The following is a 14734-nucleotide window of genomic DNA, read 5'->3' as shown; positions in this document are numbered from 1 at the left end:
CCGGGCAACCAGCAAGTAGCGGTGGTGAGTTATGCCCCCTCGTAAGGACGCCGATCCCTCGGCCAGCGTCCCGTGCTTCTACGGCGCCGAGATGCGCTATCTCCGGGAACAGGCCGGGCTCACGCTCGAACAGTTGGCGGAGGGCACGTATCGCGGTATCTCGCTGCTCAGCCAGATCGAACGCGGCGAGCGCAGCATGCCGTTGGACCTGGCCCTCCACGTCGACAAGAAGCTCCACACGAACGGCTTCTTCGAGCGCCGCTGCGAGGCGGCGGCGAAGGCCCGCCGGGCGGGACATGCGGAGTACTTCGCGGACGCGTTGGAGATGGAGCAGCGGGCGGAGACCATCGAGGAGTGGGCGCCGATGCTCGTTCCCGGGCTCCTTCAGACGCCGGCGTACACACGGGCGGTTGTGCGGGCGGCGATGCCCAGGGCGACGGACGAGGAGGTCGAGGAGAAGGTGATTGCTCGGATGTCCCGGACCGTGATCTTCGACGGGCCGACGCCCCCGAAGTTCTGGATGGTGCTGGACGAGTCGCTGCTTCGCCGCCGAGCCCTTCCGAACGAGCAGATGGCAGAACTGCTGGAGCACATCGCGACGGTGGTCAGGGCGACGTACTCGATTGTGCAGATCATTCCGGAAACCGATGTCCTGCACCCGTACATGATGGGGACGGCCAGGAACATGACGTTTTCCGACTCCCCTCCGGTCGTCTACACGGAGAACCTTCACAGCGGCCAAGTGATCGATTATCCGGCGCTCGTGAAGCAGTACCGCGAGTCGTACGATCTGCTCAGGGCCGCCGCACTGTCGCCCGCGGCGTCTCTGTCCATGATCGAGAAAGCGGCAGAGGACTACCGAAATGGCGAGCATGGCAGTCGACTTGAATAATGCTGCGTGGCGCAAGAGCAGCTACAGCAACGGCACCGGCGGCGAATGCGTCGAGGTCGCCGACGGCCTGCCCGGCATCGTCCCCGTCCGGGACAGCAAGGATCCGGACGGGCCCGCGCTGGTCTTCTCCGCTGTCGGGTGGTCGTCCTTCGTCGCGGCCGTCAAGGCAGACGCTTAGAGCTTGTCGATGGCGGTCAGGTCGATATCGATGGCGTAAGGCTTGTCGACCTTGACCTGATCGCGGTGGACGCCCATGTGCACGTATGCCTTGGTCATCGGGTCGAGTTCGTAGACGTGGACGACGGGCTTGCCGTTCGTTCCGCTCTCCTCGACCCGCCAGAAGTTCTCGATCCCGGCCGCGGCGTACTTCCACGGCTTGGTCGTACGGTCGCGGGATTCCGAAGCAGGGGAGACGGCCTCGATGGCCAGGAGCACGTCCCTGGCCTGGTAGCTCATCTGGTCCGGCCCGGTGTCCGCCGCTGCACGGATCACGCTCACATCGGGCTCGGGGCCGTTACGCCTGTCGAGGATGACGGTCATGTCGCGACGGACCCTGAGCTCGGCGGGCCGAGTCGTGTGCAGGCCGTGCATCAGCAGGTCGACCGCGGTGCAATGGAAGTTGTTCTGCGGGCTCGCGAAGACCAGGCTCCCGTCGATCAGTTCCGTGTGCCGGGGGAGATTCGGCAGAGTGAACAGGTCGTCCACCGTGTACCCGTCCAGCGGGGGCCTCGGCCAGTGTCGTTCCATGGGTGGGATTCTTCGGCCTGCTTGTCCGCGGAGTGGCCGTATCGCCGGGCGTCATCACAAGGGGTGACCGTCCCCCTACGCCCACCCCTCGCCCGTAACCACCCCCGTCCTCCCCCGAAGCCCCCCGCCCCGCGCCGACTACGCTGGGAGGCCGACCGTGCCCCGTCAGGGGACGCACAGAGCAGGAGTGAGATGGCCGCCAACCTCGTCAATCTGGAAGCCGTCGACAAGGTGTACGGGACGCGTGCGCTGCTCGACGGTGTCTCCCTCGGCGTGAACGAGGGTGACCGGATCGGCGTCGTGGGTCGGAATGGCGACGGCAAGACCACGCTGATTCGGATCCTCGCCAAGCTGGAGTCCGCCGACACCGGGCGGGTCACGCACGCCGGTGACCTGCGGTTGGGCGTGCTGACCCAGCACGATTCGCTGGATCCGGCCGCCACCATCCGGCACGAGGTGATCGGTGACCTCGCCGATCACGAGTGGGCCGGCAACGCCAAGATCCGGGACGTGCTGACCGGGCTGTTCGGGGATCTGCACCTGCCGGGGTTCACGCAGGGGCTGGACACCGTCATCGGGCCGCTGTCCGGTGGTGAGCGGCGGCGGATCGCGCTGGCCAAGCTGCTGATCGCCGAGCAGGACCTGATCGTGCTGGACGAGCCGACCAACCACCTCGACGTCGAGGGGATCTCGTGGCTGGCCCGGCACCTGGCCGGGCGGCGGTCCGCGCTGGTGGTCGTCACCCACGACCGGTGGTTCCTGGACCAGGTGGCGACGCGGATGTGGGACGTCCAGCGCGGCGCCGTCCACGAGTACGAGGGCGGCTACTCCGACTACGTCTTCGCGCGGGCCGAGCGGGAGCGGATCGCCGCTTCCGAGGAGGTCAAGCGGCAGAACCTGATGCGCAAGGAGCTGGCGTGGCTGCGGCGCGGTGCCCCGGCCCGGACCAGCAAGCCGCGGTTCCGGATCGAGGCGGCCAACGAGCTGATCGCGGACGTGCCGCCGCCGCGGGACAACGCCGAGCTGATGAAGTTCGCCAGCTCGCGGCTGGGCAAGACGGTCTTCGAGCTGGAGGGCGTGACCGTCCAGGCCGGGCCGAAGGTGTTGCTCAAGCACCTGACGTGGCAGTTGGGGCCGGGCGACCGGATCGGTCTGGTCGGCGTCAACGGCGCGGGGAAGACCTCGCTGCTGCGGACGCTGGAGGCGGCCGCCCGTAGTGGGGGCGAACAGCAGCCGGTGGCCGGCAAGGTCGTGGTCGGCAAGACCGTGAAGCTGGCGTACCTCTCGCAGGAGGTTGCCGAACTCACCCCGACGCTGCGGGTGTTGGAGGCCGTCCAGCAGATCCGCGACCGGGTCGACCTCGGCAAGGGCCGGGAGATGACGGCGGGGCAGCTGTGCGAGAAGTTCGGCTTCACGAAGGAGAAGCAGTGGACGCCGGTCGGCGACCTGTCGGGTGGTGAGCGGCGGCGGTTGCAGATCCTGCGGCTGCTGATGGACGAGCCGAACGTGCTGTTCCTGGACGAGCCGACCAACGACCTCGACATCGAGACGCTGACGCAGTTGGAGGACCTGCTCGACGGGTGGCCGGGGTCGATGATCGTCATCAGCCACGACCGGTACTTCGTGGAGCGGACGACGGACCGGGTGTTCGCGCTGCTGGGTGACGCGGCCCTGCGGATGCTGCCGCGCGGGCTGGACGAGTACCTGGAGCGCCGGCAGAAGGTGATCGAGGCGGCGACGCCGGCGCCCGCCCAGCCGGCCGCCGCGGCGCCGAAGAAGCCGGCCGCCGTCAACCGCGCGGCGCAGAAGGAGCTCCAGCGGATCGAGCGCCAACTGGACAAGATCGGCGAGAAGGAGGCGACGCTGCACGGGCAGATGGCCGAGCACGCCACCGACTTCGAGAAGATCGCCGGGCTGGACGCACAGTTGCGCGAACTCGCCGCGCAGCGCGAGGAGTTGGAGCTGCGCTGGTTGGAGCTGGCCGAGGACGCGTAGCCGACTGGCGGCCGGCCCGCGGGCCTGCGGGCGGTGCTCCGCGGGCCCGGGCGCAAGGGCGGCTATCGGCCCCGAATGGCCTGGATTCCCGCGTTCCGGTGGTCTTCTCCCCGCTAGGGGGCGCGCATCGGCAGTCGACCGTGTACCTTCCCGGGAACACACAGCCGGTCGGGGAGTTGAGGGGGTCCGCTCGATGGGCGTGCGGCTCATGGTGGTCGACGATCACCGTCTGCTGGCCGAGGCGCTCGCCTCGGCCCTGAAGCTGCGCGGGCACCGGGTCCTGGCGGCCGCCGCGCCCAGCGCCGGGGCCGCGGACCTGGTGGTGAGCCGGGCGCCGGAGGTGTGCCTGCTGGGCACCGCCGGGCCGGCCGAGCCGGGGGCGTTCGACCCGGTCGTCCGGATCAAGCGGGAGCGGCCGCAGGTCGCGGTGGTGGTGCTCGGGCCGGTGCCCAGCCCGCGGGGGATCGCCGCCGCGTTCGCCGCCGGCGCCTCCGGCTACGTCCGCAACGACGAACGCATCGAGGGCGTCGAGCGGGCCATGCTCAAGGCCCGGGCGGGTGAGGCGGCGGTCGCCCCGCAACTGCTCCAGCAGGCGTTCGAGGAGCTGCTGCACCCCGTCGCCCAGCCCGACGACGAGGGCGCGCGGCTGCTGGCGCTGCTCACCCCCCGCGAGGTGGAGGTGTTGATCCGGGTCGCGGAGGGCGAGGACACCCGGGTGATCGCGGCGGGCATGGACATCGCGCCGAGCACCGCCCGGACCCACGTCCAGCGGGTGTTGATGAAGCTGGAGGTGGGCTCCCGGTTGGAGGCGGCCGCGCTGGCCGCCCGCACCGGCCTGCTGGAGCGCCTCCAGCGGGTCCCCGGGGGTCAGCCCTCCTGATCCGGTCGGCCGCCCTGGGCGCCCTGGGCCTCGTGGAGTTCCGCCGCGGACGGCGGGACGGTGGGCCGCAGCAGGAGCCAGACCAGGAAGAACAGGCCGAGCGCGAGCATGCCCAGGCCCGTCCACAGGTTGATGTTGATGCCCTGGGCCTTCGCCAGGTCCGCGTCGGAGGCGGTGAGCCCGGCGATGGTGACGATCACGCCGTAGACGACGAACAGGCCACCGATGATGCGGCGGATGTCGAAGAGTCGGGCGGCGGTGGCCGACGTGCGTTCCAACTCGCTGACTTCGTTCTGCAGTTCAGACATGGTGGGGTCTCCGGTCAGAGCGAGTAGGGCAGGTAGCACAGCGCGGCGAGGACGAGGGCGCCCCAGCCGAGCAGCGCGGGCTTGCGGTACCAGGCGCTGTCGCCCTCGGCGGGGGGCTCGGCGAGGCCCGGCGCGGTGGTTCCGTAGACCAGCCCGGCCAGTTCGGCCGCCGGCTTGGGGGCGGTGAAGAGCGTGACGGCGACCATGACCACCGCGCCGGCGACGAAGCCGACGATGGCGGAGACGAAGTTGGCGCCCTGGTCGGTGGGGATGGCGATGACGCCCTGCTTGTAGATCCAGAAGTAGTTGACCATCGCGGCGGTGGTGCCGGCGAGCAGGCCCCAGACACCGGACTTCATCGAGGCCCGCTTCCAGAACATGCCGATGATGAAGACCACGAACATCGGCACGTTGAAGAAGGAGAACAGGGTCTGGAGGTAGCCCATGATGTTGGAGAACGACGAGGCGATGAACGCGGTGCCGATCGAGGCGAGCACGCCGATCGCGGTGATCAGCCGGCCGAAGCGCAGGTAGTAGCCGTCGGGCCGGTCCGTCTTCACGTACTTGGCCCAGATGTCGTACGTGAAGACGGTGTTGAAGGACGAGACGTTGGCCGCCATGCCGGCCATGAAGGCGGCGAGCAGGCCGGTGACGGCGATGCCGAGCACGCCGTTGGGCAGCAGCTCCTGCATGAGGTAGGGGATCGCGTCGTTGTACTGCAGGTTGCCCGGGGCGCCGAGCTTCGGCACCAGCACCGCGGCGACCAGGCCCGGGATCATCACCAGGAAGACGATGAACATTTTCGGGAAGGCGGCGATGAGCGGGGTGCGCCGGGCGGCGGAGAGGTTCTTCGCGGACAGTGCGCGCTGCACCTCGGCGAAGTTGGTGGTCCAGTAGCCGAAGGAGAGCACGAAGCCCAGGCCGAGGATGATCGTCAGCCAGTTGGCGCCCAGCGGGTTGGCCTGGCCGATGCCCGTACCGCCCCAGGCCGTGAGGAAGTTGTCGCCGTGCGACGACGTGAGCGAGTGGGTCAGGCCGCCCCAGCCGCCGACCCGCTTGAGGCCGAGGACGACCAGCGGGATGAGCGCGGCGAGGATCACGAAGAACTGGAGCACCTCGTTGTAGATCGCCGAGGAGAGTCCGCCGATGGTGATGTAGGCGAGGACGAAGAGTCCGGCGACGACGATGGCGACCCACTGCGGCCAGCCGAGCAGCGCCTCGACGACGATCGACAGGGCGTAGAGGTTGACGCCCGCGATCAGGACGGCGGCGAAGGCGAAGAGTATCGAGCTGAGAAGGTGCGCCGACTTGTCGAAGCGCTGGAGCAGGAACTCCGGTACCGAGCGGACCTTCGAGCGGTAGTAGAAGGGCATCATGACCAGGCCCAGGAAGACCATGGCCGGGATGGCGCCGATCCAGTACCAGTGGACGACCGCGACGCCGTACTGCGCGCCGGTCGCCGCCATCCCGAGGATCTCGGTGGCGCCGAGGTTGGCGGCGACGAAGGCGAGCCCGGTGACCCAGGCGGGCAGCGACCGTCCGGAGAGGAAGAAGTCCAGGCTGGTCCGCACGCTGCGTTTGGCGGCGAACCCGATGCCGAGGACGACGACGAAGTAGATGGCCAGGATCGTGTAGTCGAGCCCGTTGGTGGGGAGTCGTAGCCCGTCGGCCAGGGTGATCATGAACCCTCTTTTCGGGAAGCACAGCCTTTTCGGGGAGCGCGGCGGTGTGCGCGAAGCGAACGCACAAAAACGTACGCACGCTCGACCGAAAACTGAATAGTTTTGTGCGTTTCAGTTGTTGGATCATGGGCGAAGGCTGTGGGTTGGGCGGATATATGTCCGCTATAGCCGGTTTGTTGGCTCAAGGGGGCGGGCAGGGCTGCGCGTTGACGTCTCTGTTGGGTTGTGCTTCATTGTGTTTGTTTGTGTTTGGGTGGTGTGCCCGCCATGATGAGGAGCTCCCGGTGAAGAAGACGACGACCCGGCTCGCCGACGGCCGGGAACTGCTCTACTACGACGCGTCCGACGCCGCCGACCGCACCGCCGCCGACCCCCGCCCGCTGGACCCGGTCGCCACCACCTCCGAGATCCGCACCGACGCGCTCCTCGGCGACGCCGTCGCCGTCGCCTCGCACCGCCAGGGCCGCCCCTACCACCCCGCGGTCGACGCCTGCCCGCTGTGCCCCTCCACCGCCGGCCGGCACACCGAGATCCCCGCCGACGGCTACGACGTCGTCGTCTTCGAGAACCGCTTCCCCTCGCTCACCGGCGAACACGGCCGCTGCGAGGTGGTCTGCTTCACCCCCGACCACGACGCCTCGTTCGCCGACCTCACCGCGGAACAGGCCGCCCTGGTCCTCGACGCCTGGACCGACCGCACCGCGGCGCTCTCCCAACTCCCGGGCGTGGCACAGGTCTTCTGCTTCGAGAACCGCGGCGCCGAGATCGGCGTGACCCTCGGCCACCCGCACGGCCAGATCTACGCGTACCCCTTCGTCACCCCCCGCACCGAACGGATGCTGGCCTCCCTCGCCGCCCACCGCGAGGCCACCGGCCGCAACCTCTTCGACGACGTCGTCGCCCGCGAGCTCACCGACGGCCGGCGCATCGTCCTGGACGGCGCCCACTGGGTCGCCTTCGTCCCCTACGCCGCGCACTGGCCCTACGAGGTGCACCTCTACCCCAAGCGCCGGGTCCCGGACCTGCTGGCGCTCGACGAGCCGGCCCGCACAGAATTCCCACAGATCTACCTGGAAGTCTTGCGCCGGTTCGACCGGATCTTCGGGCCGGAAGCGCCCCCGACGCCGTACGTCTCCGCCTGGCACCAGGCACCCGTGCACGCCGCGGACCGCTCCCAGTTCGCGCTCCACCTTGAGCTCTTCACCGTCCGCAGGACTCCCGGCAAGCTGAAGTTCCTCGCGGGTTCCGAATCCGGCATGAACGTGTTCATCAACGACGTGCCGCCGGAGGCTGCGGCCGAGCGACTGCGAGAGGTAGCGAGCGAGTCATGAGCAATTACCTGGTGACCGGCGGGGCGGGCTACGTGGGCAGCGTGGTGGCCCAACACCTGCTGGAGGCCGGCCACGCGGTCACGGTCCTCGACAACCTCTCCACCGGCTTCCGCCAGGCCGTGCCCGCCGGGGCGACGTTCATCGAGGGCGACCTCCGCGACGCGCACCGGTGGCTGGACGCCACGTACGACGCGGTCCTGCACTTCGCCGCGTTCTCGCAGGTCGGCGAGTCCGTCCAGCAGCCGGAGAAGTACTGGACCAACAACGTCGGCGGCACCATGGCACTGCTCGCCGCGATGCGCACGGCGGGCGTGCGCAGGCTCGTCTTCTCGTCCACCGCGGCCACCTACGGCGAGCCGGTCAACACCCCGATCGCCGAGACCGACCCGACCGCCCCCACCTCCCCCTACGGCGCGACCAAGCTCGCCGTCGACCACATGATCACCGGTGAGGCGGCCGCGCACGGCCTGGCCGCGGTGTCGCTGCGCTACTTCAACGTCGCCGGCGCGTACGGCAGTCACGGCGAACGCCACGACCCCGAGTCGCACCTGATCCCGCTCGTCCTCCAGGTCGCCCAGGGCCGGCGCGACGCCATCTCCGTCTACGGCGACGACTACCCGACCCCCGACGGCACCTGCGTGCGCGACTACCTCCACGTCGCGGACCTCGCCGAGGCCCACCTGCTGGCCGTGGCCGCCGCCCGCCCCGGCGAGCACCTCATCTGCAACCTCGGCAACGGCAACGGCTTCTCCGTCCGCGAGGTCATCGAGACCGTCCGCAAGGTGACCGGCCACCCCGTTCCCGAGGTCACCGCAGCGCGCCGGGACGGCGACCCCGCCGTCCTGGTCGCCTCCGCGCGCACCGCCATCGACCGGCTGGGCTGGCGCCCCACCCGCACCGACCTGGCTGACATCATCGCCGACGCCTGGGCGTTCGCCCGGGCCACCACCAGCCCGGACGGCCCCGGCCCGGCCGGAGGCACCTCCCAGCGGTAGCCGGGGAGTTCGAGACCGGTTCCCGGGGCGGCGCCCCGGCCGGGACGGCACGAAGGAGTCCACGTGACAGACACGGAGCACGGCGCGGCCCGCACCGCGGCGGCCTTCCACGCGGTGTACGGGGCCGAGCCCACCGGCACCTGGGCGGCCCCCGGCCGGGTCAACCTGATCGGTGAACACACCGACTACAACGACGGCTTCGTGATGCCCCTGGCCCTCCCGCACACCACCATCGCCGCCGCCGCGCCCCGCACCGACGGGGTGCTGCGGCTGCACTCCGCCGGCGCCCCGGGCGGCCCCGTCACCCTCCGCACCGACGACCTCGCCCCGCCGGCCCGCGGAGCCGACTGGGCCGCCTACCCCGCCGGCGTGGTCTGGGCGATGCGGGCGGCCGGCCTGCCGATCGGCGGCGCCGACCTGCACTACTCCAGCACCGTCCCGCTCGGTGCCGGCCTGTCCTCCTCGGCCGCCCTGGAGGTCGCCACCGCCCTCGCGCTGGACGACCTGTACGGCCTCGGCCTGCCCCGCGCGGAGTTGGCCCGCCTCGCCCAACGCGCCGAGAACGGCTACGTCGGCGTGCCCTGCGGGATCATGGACCAGACCGCGGCCGCCTGTTGCACCGCCGGCCACGCCCTCTTCCTGGACACCCGCGACCTCACCCACCGCCACGTCCCGTTCGATTTGGCCGCGGAAGGGCTCCGCCTCCTCGTCGTCGACACCCGCGTCCGCCACCAACTCGGCGACGGCGCGTACGCGCAGCGGCGCGCCGGATGCGAACGCGGCGCGCGGGCGCTCGGCGTACGCGCGCTGCGTGACGTCCCGTACGCACATCTGCCCGCGGCCCTCGACGCGTTGGCGTCCGACCCCGTCGTCCGGGACCTCGTCCGCCACATCGTCACCGAGAACCACCGCGTGGAACGGACCGTCGCCCATCTCGACGCCGGTCGCCCCCGCGCCATCGGCCCCCTGCTCACCGCCGGACACGCCTCCCTCCGCGACGACTTCAAGGTCTCCTGCCCCGAACTCGACCTCGCCGTCGACACCGCCAACGCGGCCGGCGCGCTCGGCGCCCGGATGACCGGCGGCGGCTTCGGCGGCTCGGCCCTCGTCCTCGTCGAGGCGGCCGCCGCGGACCCCGTCACCGACGCCCTGCACGCGGCGTTCGCCGCCGCCGGCCACACCCCGCCCCGGATCTTCCCGGCCGCCCCGGGCCCCGGCGCCCACCGCCTGGGGCCGTAACCGCCGCCCGTGCGCCGGGCGCCCCCCGTTCCCCGGCCACTTTCGTCAATCACCTTCCCCCGGGGCACCCCGTCCGTACGCTGTCACCAGCGCCGGTGGGGGCCGGCGCCGATCAGGGGGCGAGACCGCTCGGGTACCGCGCCCGGGGCGGGTGGTCACCGGCCGGCGGCGTCCGCCGCCCGGCCGAGGCGATCTTCAATCCGGACGCCGTGCCCGCTATGGTCCGTTCACCGAGACAGGGGGTCTTGCGTGCAACGCATCCGGGTTCTGGTGGTCGACGACCACCGCATCTTCGCCGAGTCCCTGGCGGCCGCACTGGCCGCGGAGGTGGACGTGGACGTCGCCGCGGCGGGCAGCGCGCCGGCGGCGCTGCGCACGCTCGACCGGGCCGCCACCGACGGCCGCCGCTTCGACGTCCTGCTCGCCGACGCCGACCTGGCCGCCCCGCTCCTGGCCGTGCCGCCCCAAGGGCCCGCCCGCGACGGCACCGCGCGCGAGAGCCCGCCCCGCGTCCCGCTGGACGGCATCGCCCTCGTGTCCGGCCTGCGCACCAGCCACCCGTACCTGCGGACCGTGGTCCTCGCCGACCGGGACGATCCGCGCCGGGCCGCCGCCGCCCTCCAGGCCGGCGCCTCCGGCTGGGTCGCCAAGGACTCCTCGCTCTCCCGCCTGCTGGCCGTCATCCGCGGCGTGCTGCGCGACGAGACACACCTGCCGCCCGCCCTGCTCACCGGCGTGCTGCGGGAGTTGACCGCGTCCCGCAAGCACCGCAGCGAGAGCGAGCGGCTCGTGGAGTCCCTGACCCCGCGCGAACGCGAGGTGCTGCGCTGCATGGTCGCCGGACTGGGCCGCAAGGCGGTCGCCGAGCGGCTCTTCCTCTCCCCGCACACCGTCCGCACCCACATGCAGAACGTGCTCGGCAAGCTGGGCGTGCACTCCACCCTCGCCGCCGTCGCGCTGGCCCGCCGGGCCGGGGTCGGCCCCGCCGACCTCGAACCGGTCACCGCCGGGCCGCTCACCCTGCCCTGACCCCGCCCGCCCGGCCGGATCACTCCGCGGCGCCCCCACCGCCCGCCCGCTGCAAACCAGTCAGCACCGCCACGCCCCGGGCGGCCAGCGTCACCCGCGTCACCGCCGCCGCCCGGGGCGTCCAGGCGTCCCGCAGCGGCTCCGGCAGCGTCACCTGCACCGCCCGGCCCCCGTGGTTCAGCAGGAACACGTACCGGCCGCCGGCGCCCTCCCGCACCGCCGCCTGCACGCCCGGCGGCAGCCCCGGCAGCACCGGCGCCACCCCCGCCGCCGCCCGCACGTCGTCCAACAGGGCCCGCATCAGGGCCGGTTCCAGCCGCGTCCCGACGTACCAGGCACTGCCCCGCCCGTGGTCGTGCCGGGTCACCGCCGGCCGCCCGGCCAGCTCGCCGTCCAGGAACCGCGCCACCACCTCGGCGCCGGCCACCTCGATCTCCTCCGACCACAGGTCCGCCCGGCCCGCGTAGGCCCGCCCGGCCTGCCGGCCCCGCCCGGCCGCGGTCGGACCGCCGTCGCCCACCGCCACCGACCGTCCCTCGGCCAGCGGCCAGAACTCCGTCACCCGCAGCCCCAACAGCTCCCGCAACGCGCCCGGATAGCCCCCCGGGCGCACCCGGTCGCAGGCGTCGACGATGCCCGAGAAGAACGACACCACCAGCTGCCCGCCACCGTCCACGTACGCCGCCAGCCGCGCCGCGTCCCGGTCCGTCAGCAGGTACAGGTTCGGCACCACCACCATCCGGTACCCCGACAGCTCCCGTCCCGGCGGCACCACGTCACAGGCCACCCCCGCCTCGAACAACGGCCGGTAGTGGTCCAGCGCGATCCGGGAGTGGTCCAGTGCCGTGGACGGCCGGGAATCCAGCTCCAGCGCCCACCAGCTCTGCCAGTCGGCCAGCAGCGCCACCGAGGCCCGCGACCGGGACCCCTCGATCCCCGGCAGCGCCGCCAACTCCCGCCCCAGCGCGCACACCTCACGGAAGATCCGGGTGTCCGTCCCGCCGTGCGGCACCATCGCCGAGTGGAACTTCTCCGCCCCGCCGAGCGACTGCCGCCACTGGAAGAACAGCACCGCGTCCGCGCCCTGCGCCACCGCCTGCCAGCTCCACAGCCGCATCGCCCCGGGCGGCTTGGGCCCGTTGCGGGGCCGCCAGTTGACCGCGCCCGGCGCCTGCTCCAGCAGCAGCCACGGCTGCCCCTCGCGCGCCGACCGCATCAGGTCGAAGACGTAGGCCGCCCGGACGTGGTCGTCCGGCACGTGCGGGTCCTGGTAGAAGTCCAGCGCCATCACGTCCATCGACGGCGCCCAGCCGAACGCGTCCACCGGCTTGTGCTGCGGCATCAGGTTCGTCGTCACCGGCACCCCGGGCGCCAACCGCGTGAGCACCGCCCGCTCCGCCAGATAGCACTCCCGCAACGCCGCGTCGCTGAACCGCAGGTAGTCCAACTGCTGCGCCGGATTGGCGAACGTCGGCGCGTTCCGGGGCGGCAGCACCTGGGCGAAGTCCCCGTACGCCTGCGACCAGAACGACGTCGACCAGGCGTCGTTGAGCGCCGCCACGCTGCCGTACCGCTCCCGCAGCCAGCTTCGGAAGTGCTCCGCCGACACGTCGCAGAAGCACTGCCGGGTGTGGCACCCGAACTCGTTGCCCACGTGCCACAGTGCGAGCGCCGGATGGTCGGCGTACCGCGCCGCGACCTGCTCCACCAGCCGCACCGCGTGCGCCCGGAACACCGGGCTGGACGGGCAGAAGTGCTGCCGGGCGCCCGGCCAGCGGCGCTGCCCGTCCGGGCCCTCCGGCAGGATCTCCGGGTGCGCCTGGCTCAACCACGGGGGCGGTGACGCCGTCATCGTCGCCAGGCACACCTCGATGCCGGCCCCGGCCAGACCGTCCATGACCCGGTCGAACCACCCGAAGTCCCATTCCCCCGGCCGGGGTTCGACCTTCGCCCAGGAGAAGATCCCGGCCGTGACCATGGAGACGTGGGCCGCCTTCATCAGCGCCAGGTCCTCGGCCCACACCTCCTCCGGCCAGTGCTCGGGGTTGTAGTCGCCGCCGAATCGGATGCCCATCGGACCCCCTGGCTCGCATGCGGGATGGAGACGCCGCGCGACCCGGTGCGGCGCGCGGGCGCCACGGGCGCCGCCCCGCCACGACCGCTCCCGGAACGCCGCCCGTCTTCAGGTCTGCCTCACGAGGAGTTCTTGTACACGCTCCAGCCGCCGTCCACCACCAGGCTGGCCCCTGTCACGAACGACGCCTCCCCGGAGAGCAGGAACGCGATGGCGGCCGCCACCTCCTCGGGCCGGCCCAGCCGCCGCGCCGCGGTCTCGGCCGCGCTGGCCCGCCGCTGCTCCTCGTCGATGCCGTCCCACGCCGCGGTCAGCACCGGACCCGGCAGGACGCAGTTCACCCGCACCGCGGGCCCGTACTCCACCGCCAACTGCCGGCCCAGTCCGGTCAGTCCGGCCTTGGACGCCGCGTACGCGGGCCGCCCCGGCAGCCCCACCAGCGCGTGCACCGACGACGTCAGCACCACCGCCCCGCCGCGCGCCCGCAGGTCCGCGAGGACCGCCCGCACGCCCAGGAACGCCCCGGTCAGGTTCACCGCCAGCTGCCGGTCCCACTCCACCGGCGAGGTCCGGTCGGCCGGCGCCACGTGTGCGAGGTAGGCGTTGCTGACCAGGCCGTCCACCGGCCCGTACCGGGTGCGCGCCGCCGCGACGGCCCGCTGCCAGTCGTCCTCGGCGGCCACGTCGCAGTGCTCGTACGAGGCCCGCCCGCCGGCCGCCCGGATGCGCCGCGCGACGCGCTCCCCGCGGGCGTCGTCGACGTCCAGCAGCAGCACCGCCGCGCCCTCGGCGGCCAGCCGGTCCGCGGTCGCCGCCCCGATGCCGCCGGCGGCGCCGGTCACCAGCACCGTCCGCCCCGAAAACCGCCGTCCGCGCCTGCCACCACTGCCGTACGGCCCCACGGGCACGGAGCCCGTTCCTCCGGTCTCCTGCTGGCTCATGCGGTGATCCAAGCCCACCCCGGGGTGGCCCGGCAAGCCCACACCGGCCGCGTGCCCCGTGTGGGCCTAACCCGGCACGTTGTCAAACGGTCCGGTCAACCGCCGCAGGAGACCGGCCAATTCGTGCCGCTGCTGCCGCGACAGCTCGGCGAGGATGGCGCGCTCCTGCGTGAGCAGCCCGGCCAGCGACTCGTCGGCCTTGTCGCGGCCCTTGGCGGTCAGCCGGACCAGCACCCCGCGCCGGTCGCTGGGGTCCGGCAACCGCTCCACCAATTCCTTCTTGGCGAGCCGGTCGATGCGGTTGGTCATCGTGCCGGAGGTGACCAGGGTCTGCGTCAGCAGGGCGCCGGGGGAGAGCTGATAGGGCGCGCCGGCGCGCCGCAGCGCGGTCAGCACGTCGAATTCCCAGGGCTCCAGGCCCACCTCGGAGAAGGCGAGACGGCGGGCCCGGTCGAGGTGTCTGGCCAGGCGGGAGACGCGGCTGAGGACCTCAAGCGGCTCCACGTCGAGGTCCGGGCGCTCGCGGCGCCATGCTGCGACCAGTCGATCGACCTCGTCCTCCATGGCGATCAGTGTAAAGGGTCTGTCGATGTAAAGTCTCTTGATGGCAAGCTTCTTGAT

General features: G+C 72.0%; 14 protein-coding genes. 8 read left to right on the top strand and 6 right to left on the bottom strand.

The features are described from left to right. Positions 1–31 precede the first annotated feature (31 nt). Together ABD385_RS34685 and ABD385_RS34680 are read left to right on the top strand one after the other, a co-directional pair. Positions 32–892, top strand: a complete 861-nt coding sequence (locus ABD385_RS34685; RefSeq protein WP_344583429.1) for a helix-turn-helix domain-containing protein — start codon at positions 32–34, stop codon at positions 890–892. Continuing rightward, complete coding sequence (locus ABD385_RS34680) at positions 873–1070, top strand: DUF397 domain-containing protein (RefSeq protein WP_344583428.1); 198 nt, start codon at positions 873–875, stop codon at positions 1068–1070. Before ABD385_RS34685 ends, ABD385_RS34680 begins: the two co-directional genes overlap by 20 nt. Here ABD385_RS34680 and ABD385_RS34675 read toward each other — a convergent pair. Further along, the gene (locus tag ABD385_RS34675; RefSeq protein ID WP_344583426.1) at positions 1067–1639 is read right to left on the bottom strand and encodes a Uma2 family endonuclease; all 573 of its coding nucleotides are present in this window, start codon (positions 1637–1639) and stop codon (positions 1067–1069) included. The genes ABD385_RS34680 and ABD385_RS34675 overlap by 4 nt on opposite strands. A gap of 192 nt (positions 1640–1831) precedes the next feature. On the opposite strand from ABD385_RS34675, the gene ABD385_RS34670 reads away from it, so the two are divergent. Together ABD385_RS34670 and ABD385_RS34665 are read left to right on the top strand one after the other, a co-directional pair. Next, positions 1832–3634, top strand: a complete 1803-nt coding sequence (locus tag ABD385_RS34670; protein ID WP_344583424.1) for an ABC-F family ATP-binding cassette domain-containing protein — start codon at positions 1832–1834, stop codon at positions 3632–3634. Positions 3635–3827: 193 nt separating this feature from the next. Continuing rightward, complete coding sequence (locus tag ABD385_RS34665) at positions 3828–4514, top strand: response regulator transcription factor (RefSeq protein ID WP_344583422.1); 687 nt, start codon at positions 3828–3830, stop codon at positions 4512–4514. Here ABD385_RS34665 and ABD385_RS34660 read toward each other — a convergent pair. Beyond that, complete coding sequence (locus tag ABD385_RS34660; RefSeq protein WP_344583421.1) at positions 4502–4822, bottom strand: hypothetical protein; 321 nt, start codon at positions 4820–4822, stop codon at positions 4502–4504. The two genes, ABD385_RS34665 and ABD385_RS34660, sit on opposite strands and share 13 nt — an antisense overlap. A gap of 14 nt (positions 4823–4836) precedes the next feature. Then, the gene (locus ABD385_RS34655) at positions 4837–6504 is read right to left on the bottom strand and encodes a sodium:solute symporter family protein (RefSeq protein ID WP_344583419.1); all 1668 of its coding nucleotides are present in this window, start codon (positions 6502–6504) and stop codon (positions 4837–4839) included. A 284-nt stretch (positions 6505–6788) separates the two neighbouring features. On the opposite strand from ABD385_RS34655, the gene galT reads away from it, so the two are divergent. The 4 genes from galT to ABD385_RS34635 all read left to right on the top strand — a co-directional run bounded on the left by galT (position 6789) and on the right by ABD385_RS34635 (position 11098). After that, positions 6789–7835, top strand: a complete 1047-nt coding sequence (gene galT, locus ABD385_RS34650) for a galactose-1-phosphate uridylyltransferase (protein ID WP_344583418.1) — start codon at positions 6789–6791, stop codon at positions 7833–7835. Next, positions 7832–8830: a UDP-glucose 4-epimerase GalE gene (gene galE, locus ABD385_RS34645; protein ID WP_344583417.1), complete on the top strand. Its 999-nt coding sequence runs from the start codon at positions 7832–7834 to the stop codon at positions 8828–8830. The genes galT and galE overlap by 4 nt, the downstream gene beginning before the upstream one ends. A gap of 63 nt (positions 8831–8893) precedes the next feature. Continuing rightward, positions 8894–10069: a galactokinase gene (gene galK / locus ABD385_RS34640; RefSeq protein WP_344583415.1), complete on the top strand. Its 1176-nt coding sequence runs from the start codon at positions 8894–8896 to the stop codon at positions 10067–10069. 249 nt (positions 10070–10318) lie between these two features. Further along, positions 10319–11098, top strand: a complete 780-nt coding sequence (locus ABD385_RS34635) for a LuxR C-terminal-related transcriptional regulator (RefSeq protein WP_344583413.1) — start codon at positions 10319–10321, stop codon at positions 11096–11098. A 19-nt stretch (positions 11099–11117) separates the two neighbouring features. On the opposite strand, the gene ABD385_RS34630 is transcribed toward ABD385_RS34635, so the two are convergent. The 3 genes from ABD385_RS34630 to ABD385_RS34620 all read right to left on the bottom strand — a co-directional run bounded on the left by ABD385_RS34630 (position 11118) and on the right by ABD385_RS34620 (position 14677). After that, positions 11118–13172: a beta-galactosidase gene (locus ABD385_RS34630; protein WP_344583412.1), complete on the bottom strand. Its 2055-nt coding sequence runs from the start codon at positions 13170–13172 to the stop codon at positions 11118–11120. Positions 13173–13291: 119 nt separating this feature from the next. Beyond that, a complete protein-coding gene (locus tag ABD385_RS34625) occupies positions 13292–14113 on the bottom strand; it encodes an SDR family NAD(P)-dependent oxidoreductase (protein ID WP_344583410.1) in 822 nt (273 codons plus the stop codon). A gap of 66 nt (positions 14114–14179) precedes the next feature. After that, positions 14180–14677: a MarR family winged helix-turn-helix transcriptional regulator gene (locus ABD385_RS34620; RefSeq protein WP_016573281.1), complete on the bottom strand. Its 498-nt coding sequence runs from the start codon at positions 14675–14677 to the stop codon at positions 14180–14182. Positions 14678–14734 lie beyond the last annotated feature (57 nt).

The sequence above is a fragment of the Streptomyces lunalinharesii genome (assembly GCF_039532155.1).
Lineage (GTDB): Bacteria > Actinomycetota > Actinomycetes > Streptomycetales > Streptomycetaceae > Streptomyces > Streptomyces lunalinharesii.
This window is presented reverse-complemented; position numbering and strand designations above follow the sequence as displayed.

What these genes read in the sequence shown, in the direction of transcription:
- ABD385_RS34685 (WP_344583429.1), top strand. Translation starts at nt 32, where the DNA reads ATGCCCCCTCGTAAGGACGCCGATCCCTCGGCCAGCGTCCCGTGCTTC.
- ABD385_RS34680 (WP_344583428.1), top strand. Translation starts at nt 873, where the DNA reads ATGGCAGTCGACTTGAATAATGCTGCGTGGCGCAAGAGCAGCTACAGC.
- ABD385_RS34675 (WP_344583426.1), bottom strand. Translation starts at nt 1,639, where the DNA reads ATGGAACGACACTGGCCGAGGCCCCCGCTGGACGGGTACACGGTGGAC.
- ABD385_RS34670 (WP_344583424.1), top strand. Translation starts at nt 1,832, where the DNA reads ATGGCCGCCAACCTCGTCAATCTGGAAGCCGTCGACAAGGTGTACGGG.
- ABD385_RS34665 (WP_344583422.1), top strand. Translation starts at nt 3,828, where the DNA reads ATGGGCGTGCGGCTCATGGTGGTCGACGATCACCGTCTGCTGGCCGAG.
- ABD385_RS34660 (WP_344583421.1), bottom strand. Translation starts at nt 4,822, where the DNA reads ATGTCTGAACTGCAGAACGAAGTCAGCGAGTTGGAACGCACGTCGGCC.
- ABD385_RS34655 (WP_344583419.1), bottom strand. Translation starts at nt 6,504, where the DNA reads ATGATCACCCTGGCCGACGGGCTACGACTCCCCACCAACGGGCTCGAC.
- galE (WP_344583417.1), top strand. Translation starts at nt 7,832, where the DNA reads ATGAGCAATTACCTGGTGACCGGCGGGGCGGGCTACGTGGGCAGCGTG.
- ABD385_RS34630 (WP_344583412.1), bottom strand. Translation starts at nt 13,172, where the DNA reads ATGGGCATCCGATTCGGCGGCGACTACAACCCCGAGCACTGGCCGGAG.
- ABD385_RS34625 (WP_344583410.1), bottom strand. Translation starts at nt 14,113, where the DNA reads ATGAGCCAGCAGGAGACCGGAGGAACGGGCTCCGTGCCCGTGGGGCCG.
- ABD385_RS34620 (WP_016573281.1), bottom strand. Translation starts at nt 14,677, where the DNA reads ATGGAGGACGAGGTCGATCGACTGGTCGCAGCATGGCGCCGCGAGCGC.